Here is a 6,553-nt window from a genome sequence, read left to right as displayed (position 1 = left end):
GTCTTATACGCAGTTGTGCACAAAGTTATCCACAAAACTGATCGACTCCACTTGATGAACTCACCTCAAAGTCAGTAATAACGTCATCTGCAACACCAGAAACACCCCATGAAGACGCATTTTTCTGCCTCACCGTTCATTTATATCCTTCGCGAAGCCGAGGTTAGCGTTCCTAACCGCGAGATCTGCCTTAAACATGCCATCTCCTGTTCTTCCTTCTATATATAGGAAGGTGTAAGAAGTTTGGCGACATGGAGAGCAAAGCTTTTGATGGCGGCAGCATCATGCGTGAATGTATCCGGCTTCTCGCAAGTGAACAGTTGTTACAGCCGGGCCACCATGAACCCCGCACACATCGTTCCTTTATAAGTACACTTCGGGCTTTCGGTACTACCTGCTTTCGGCCTGCGTCGATTCGCAGTTGTGTTATCAGCTTAAATGCAGCAAACATGTAAACCGTATGCGAACCGGTTTACCTAGACTCAGGACCCTGAGAACGAGAAAGGAGAGAACCTGCGGGCAGTAATGTAGGACTGTCGTTCTATGCTTTTTTTGCCAATAAAAATGATTGGAGTGATGCCTGAAACCTGAAGGAGTCGAAAATGAGAACTCAGAAGCGATGTATGGGATATGTGGCCATAGTTGTTGATGACTATGATCGGGCAATTGAATATTACACGGAGAAGCTGGGCTTTACCCTCGTTGAGGATACACCGCAGCCGGGAAAACGCTGGGTCGTGGTTACACCTAACCCGGAAAGCGACTGTAATATACTTCTGGCTCGAGCCTCAAACGAAAAGCAGGACGGCTTTATTGGTAATCAGTGTGGTGGCAGGGTATTTCTTTTCCTTCAAACCGATGACTTGTGGCGGGACTACAATGCTATGAAGGCCGCAGGCGTTAAATTCTGCGAGGAGCCACGTGAGGAAGAGTACGGGACGGTGGTTGTATTTGAAGATCTCTACGGAAATCGCTGGGACTTATACCAGAACAACTAATTTTCAAAAGCGCCATAGGGCGCTTCTTTAGCTTCAGTTACTCACAAGCATGTTGATGTGGGGTAACTCAGATTGACGTCGGTTGACTGAAAAGCGGGGCAAAGCCTTGCGGGGACTGGATTTTAGGCATAAAAAAAGACCTCAGTTGAGGTCTATTTACATACTGTTGGTGCGAAGGCCGGACTCGAACATCGCAACTATCCTTATGATCTTAAGAGATTTAAACGTACAGGAATAAGTAAGATACCATCATTGATACCATCACGCGTACCTGTTGACTATCATCCACTAGGTTCAAACCAAGTATCAAGGTCAATTTTCATCAAATATGCACTTTTTTTAACGATCTTAGTAAAATCGCAATGAGTTAGTGCCCCAGCGATAAAGATAGGAGCTTTAATTTTCATATATAATGCTACCTGCCATGATTATAGCCTAAACATCGAAGCCCCCTTACATTTAAAATCGTTTACACTACACACTACAAATATTATTCTATCTAAATATTCAAGCATATTAACTAAGATAAAGGATATACATGAAATTAGCTGACAAAATATTCATAAAGCTCTTTTTTAAAAAAATAAAATTAATAATTCGGCGTTCGTACAAAAAAGGATATTCTCAGGGGAAAGATAAAGGTTATCATAAAGGTCATGGTGATGGTGTGTTAAAATATCACATTCGTCGCGAAATCGATACGGTATCGATGTCCACTATTGATAACTCGATTTATGGTCCAGAAAATATTGGCGTTACGAGAGAATTAGAGCAACTCATGATTGAAAAGGTAAGAGTTGCAACTGAAGCTGGAATTTTAAGCTCACCTTCCCCGTCTCAGTGGAAAATGATTTTTTCAGATCATCCTGCGACTTGCGTTGTTGCTGGTGCTGGTTCAGGTAAATCGACAACCTTGATTCTCCGCTTAGTATTTATGCACTTTTATTTAAATATTCCATTAAGAAAAATCACCGTTATTTCATTCACAAAAAAATCATGTGATGAGTTGAGTGATAAATTAAGCTACGTTTTCAGTTTTTGGGATAAAGATCATGATAAAGTTGCGATAAATTCAATTGTAAATACATTCCATTCTCTTATATATAGATTTTCATTGAGTTCTATGCCAGGCATAAGTGCTTTCGATTTCCTTGGTGGAAGGATAAATCCAGATGACCCAAGTTTAGAGTTATCATTAGGTAAAAGAACCAATGAACAAGTTGAGGTTTTAAAGGGTGTTTATACCGAGCTATATAACAAAAACAAAGATTTTAAAATTTGTATAGATAAGCTTATAGATATTTCAATAACTGCATCACAAACATCCGATGAAAAGGAGGAAAGAGATTGGTTGATTAATTACGCCGCAGAGCGAGACCTGGTTTTAACGCAACAAATCAATGACCTATGGAATGAAGAAGGGAAATGGCCTATAGATGGAATAATAGCTGGTCCGGTAAAATGCTTTCACGTTAATGGAAATATTTTTTATGCTAATGGATATGTAGAACATAATAAAATGCCAGTTTTTCTGTCAGGTAATATTGGTAGAAAGAAACTGTATGACGAAAAAGATTATGTTAAAGGTAGTGAGTCTGACCCTAAGAAAAAGATACTTTTAGGAAAGGCTATATACTTTAAAAATAAAATAGCTGCTGGATACAACACTCAAATCTCGATATTTATTAATAGCAATCAAAAACTTAACTCGGTTAATAGTTTTTTGGAGAATTACATCACTGGTGAAGCTCCCAGTAACTTCTCCATAAAGTTGAATGGTGAATTAGCTCAAACAAATATACTTGAGCTATTATACGATCAAGGTTCTTTTATAGAAAGCCTTGGTAAAGAAGTAGTCACCACCATATCCAATATTTCACTTTTTAGAGAAAAAGGGGTTGAGTTTTATTTTGCAAAAGCATTAGCTATCTTCTGGCCTTCATTCGAAGACACTCTCTATAAAAACAACATGATGACTTTCAACAGAATGTTTATCATGTTTTCAGACGAATCGGTATTACAGCAACGCCGAGATTTATTCAAAAATAGATACTCAAGATTCGAAAATCTCTTAGTTGATGAATTCCAAGACATATCGCCTCAAATCGCCAACTGGATAAAAGCACTACAAAAAGAAAATGCGATTTTAAGTCGAAAACCTACAATCATGGCTATAGGAGATGATTGGCAATCTATCTATTCATGGAGAGGAAGTTCACCTGATATTTTCATGAATTTTTCAGAGTTTTTCCCCGTTCATAAATCATTAGGTAGACACAATACAGTTTTGATGATGGAAAACTATCGTTCAGATTCAAAGATTCTTGACGATGCCGAAAAGATGATGGGTTTGGTTAAAGGAAAAATTGTAAAGGAGTCAATTTCATGCCGAGAACCTGATGGTGATGAGCATGGTGTTTTTTGTTATGAGTATGATGACAAAAAGGGGGGTGATTCTTGGAAGGACAAAGCTATTGAGATTATTTTTGAACAGTTCAATCTAGTTAAAAATCAAAAAAACAAAGATAAAACACATTTAATTGTCTTAAGTCGAACCAATAATACGCTTCAAGAGATAAAAGAACTTTATAACAATAAATATGGGAATATTAAAGGAATCAACTTCTTAACAATTCACAAGGCAAAAGGTTTGCAGGGTGAAGTATGTGTCATTTTCGATGATAGTAAAGCTCATACGGGACACATTTTAAGAAATGAGATATATAGGCAGGTTTCCTATTTTAATTATAGCTATGACCAGGTAATGGTTGATGAGTCATATCGTTTGGCATATGTTGCAATAACACGAGGAATAAAAAGAGTATTTTGGTTTGCACCTAAAGGAAGCGATGGCGCATTTTCTCATTTTAAGTAACAAAACAGAGAGGGATTGCATCCCTCTTTATAATTAACTGCATAGTTGTGACAAAATTTCATTTGAAATTTATACTTATCTAATCATAGCCTATATATATTAATAGGAAACTGGCAACAATTACCTATATTATCCATTGTTGTTGAAGAAGTGTGATTACCAACGCTGGCGGTAGAAACTGATGAACTAAAAGTTTGAATAAATAACAATAAAACAAAAGAAAAAAAGTCCTGAGTAGAAGTTTATGTGTCATTTTAATACATGTCACCTTGCGATTAACACCATCTCAATTTTTTATGAACAGAGCAAACATTTTCAATTGTTAACTTTTCCTTGTGTTTATCACTACCTGCCGCCCAAGTATTCCACTTCAGAATGATGCAGCAGTATTAAGAATGTAAATCTAACAAACTGATGAAAACAAATAAAAATAGCATAGTAGTGTACTAGACTACTCAAGGAATACTTTTATAACGGAATGCCGGGACTTTGGGATCACCTGCTCAACCACGACTAACTGGGTTGCAAACATGAACATCGGTGCAACCTTCCGTTCTCTTCTGAGTAGCATAGGACATTCTGGATCTACACAGGATTCAACCTGGTCTTCATCGTGATAACTTTTCTGCTCGTCCCTGAAACCAAAGGGGTCCCTCTTGAGCATATTGAAAAAAATATGATGTCTGGCAAAAAAGTCGTGATCTGAGTTAGTAAGTTGATACCTGATAAAAGCCAGCAATGAATGTCTGCCTTTTATGTTTTCCAAAAAATTATTTTTAGATAATTTATAACCTTTTTCTAAAATCATCACACTCACCGTTGTCAGGATTCAATATACTACTCATCTTATCCTTTTCTTCTTTAATCCTTCTCTTGACCAGCATATCCTCAAGGGTGTTATCAAAATTATTATCAAGCAATTCTCCAACGATCCAATGCTCAATACCACCATTTAGTTCGGTATAATAATTTGCAAAATAGAAATTATTTATTATGAACAGTGCCTTTTCAGCAAAGCCAAGTTCGAAATGTTCCCAAAAAATATCAATTACTATATTTCTCCCTGGGATGTCTGTGAAGTTGTCATAAACCCCCTATCATTTAACAAATTTGATGTATGCTCACCTAACCACTACCTCTTTTATATTATCATCTGTTATTTTTTTCTTATCCATATTAAACCCTCTCCAACCAAAAAATAATTTTATTTTCTAATTCTATTCCTGATAAAAGTCAACCATATTTCATTTATTTATATGCTGAGAGTAATATATTTTAGGGGTTATATTAAAGTGCTCAGCTAACTTCTTCCATGATTGTATTGCAAGCAAAAATTGGATAGAGTTTCTTTGAGTTATTCTTTCTAACTTTTCTTCAAAGACAAACCACAGACATGCATAGCTAATTTTTTTATCACAAGGTATTGTTTTTCTAAGTATCAGTTCTAATGAATCTTTCGATTGCTCAATATTATAAATTAATTCTTTTTCTTTATCGGAAATTTTAACCGCTATTATTTCTTCGTCCTTGTAAAGGTCTGCCACTTCAAGTTTATATTTTTTCTTATTGCTTTCCATCGAATTGATCAATGTCAATTCCCTGTCTAACAGTTCATATCCATTATCAGCAGATTGTTTCTGGTTGAAATAATATTCTCTATATATTATTTTATTGTCCACAGGCATTCCTGAGTCTATTTTTGATTTCTTATCTTTAGCCCAAACTTGATACTCATTTTCATCCAACAGATCTTTTTGTATAAAATCTATTTGTATAAGCGACTCTTTCAAATAATCTAAAAAAGATTGATTAAAAGAGCACCAGTCACCATTACTTAAGAAATAATGCACTCCATCTTTCTCAATATAAATATCTAATATCTCTTTTAATGGCTTAGAGAATTTCCCTCCCTTATCCTCAATTTCAAAGGAGACATGTAAGTCATTAATGTTTTCTACATCTTCATTTTCAATCAAATACTCAGATATGGATTTTATGTCGATCCCTCCTCCCAAACTTTTTTTATAAAAACTTTTTTTGCCTTTTTTATATGCAATTGAATAATTATATTCAGTAAAACTAAAGCAAAAGTTGACCCCGTAAACGTGAAATTCCTCAATCATTAATGAAGCATCCATCGTTTTCAGAGCTTTAAACAATATAGAATCCAAATCAACTATCAAGGAATCATCATATACTCTTTCTCTTTTAGGCAGACGAATGCTTTGTGGTTCTGCCAAAGCCATGATTATTTGGTTGAATATTTTAGCAAGCCCTACGGGAGTCACTTCTGTGTCCATTTGGATCGAATCGGCGAATATTATATTTTTATCACCCCACAACTCATTATCAGTTGCTTTCAATTTGAGATGATCAACAGATTCGCCAGGCTCATAACTATCTTTTATGAATGTGGTGTAAGATGATATTTCTTGCCTTTTTGACCCAGAAAAATACGTGCTCTTTTTGAGCAAGGTAGTTTCTTCTTTAGCAATTCTTATTGCCAATTCGATTCCAAAATCTCTTTCAATGAATTTATTTACATAGAAATGTGATTTACCGAGTGTGATAGCAAAAATCAAATCCGGGGATTCAACATTTGTGCAAATCATCAATCCGTAATGAAACTTATTCTTTGGCTCCTCCAACCCTTCCTCAAAGAAATCCTTGTAAGTTTCCC

3 protein-coding genes and 2 pseudogenes are annotated in these 6,553 nt (G+C 35.7%); 4 read left to right on the top strand and 1 reads right to left on the bottom strand.

All coding sequences use genetic code 11. The annotated features are described in order from the left end of the window. Window positions 1–515: 515 nt before the first annotated feature. The 4 genes and pseudogenes from M977_RS26135 to M977_RS24450 all read left to right on the top strand — a co-directional run. Window positions 516–584, top strand: a pseudogene (locus tag M977_RS26135) (DUF6500 family protein); the annotation flags it as partial. 18 nt (window positions 585–602) lie between these two features. Next, entirely contained in the window at window positions 603–998 is a 396-nt protein-coding gene (locus M977_RS13835) for a VOC family protein (RefSeq protein WP_064516022.1), read from the top strand. Window positions 999–1,536: 538 nt separating this feature from the next. Further along, the gene (locus M977_RS13830) at window positions 1,537–3,873 is read left to right on the top strand and encodes a UvrD-helicase domain-containing protein (protein ID WP_064516020.1); all 2,337 of its coding nucleotides are present in this window, start codon (window positions 1,537–1,539) and stop codon (window positions 3,871–3,873) included. 476 nt (window positions 3,874–4,349) lie between these two features. Continuing rightward, a pseudogene (locus M977_RS24450) lies at window positions 4,350–4,579 on the top strand (MFS transporter); the annotation flags it as partial. Between the two features lie 538 nt (window positions 4,580–5,117). On the opposite strand, the gene M977_RS13820 reads toward M977_RS24450, so the two are convergent. After that, window positions 5,118–6,553, bottom strand: a 1,436-nt coding sequence (locus tag M977_RS13820; RefSeq protein ID WP_064516015.1) for a DUF6119 family protein, incomplete at its 5' end; no start/stop codon positions are given.

This window comes from Buttiauxella gaviniae ATCC 51604 (genome assembly GCF_001654835.1).
In the GTDB taxonomy this organism is placed as follows: Bacteria; Pseudomonadota; Gammaproteobacteria; order Enterobacterales; family Enterobacteriaceae; genus Buttiauxella; species Buttiauxella gaviniae.
Note: the sequence above shows the minus strand (reverse complement) of the source record. Positions and strands in the feature narration are given on the sequence as shown.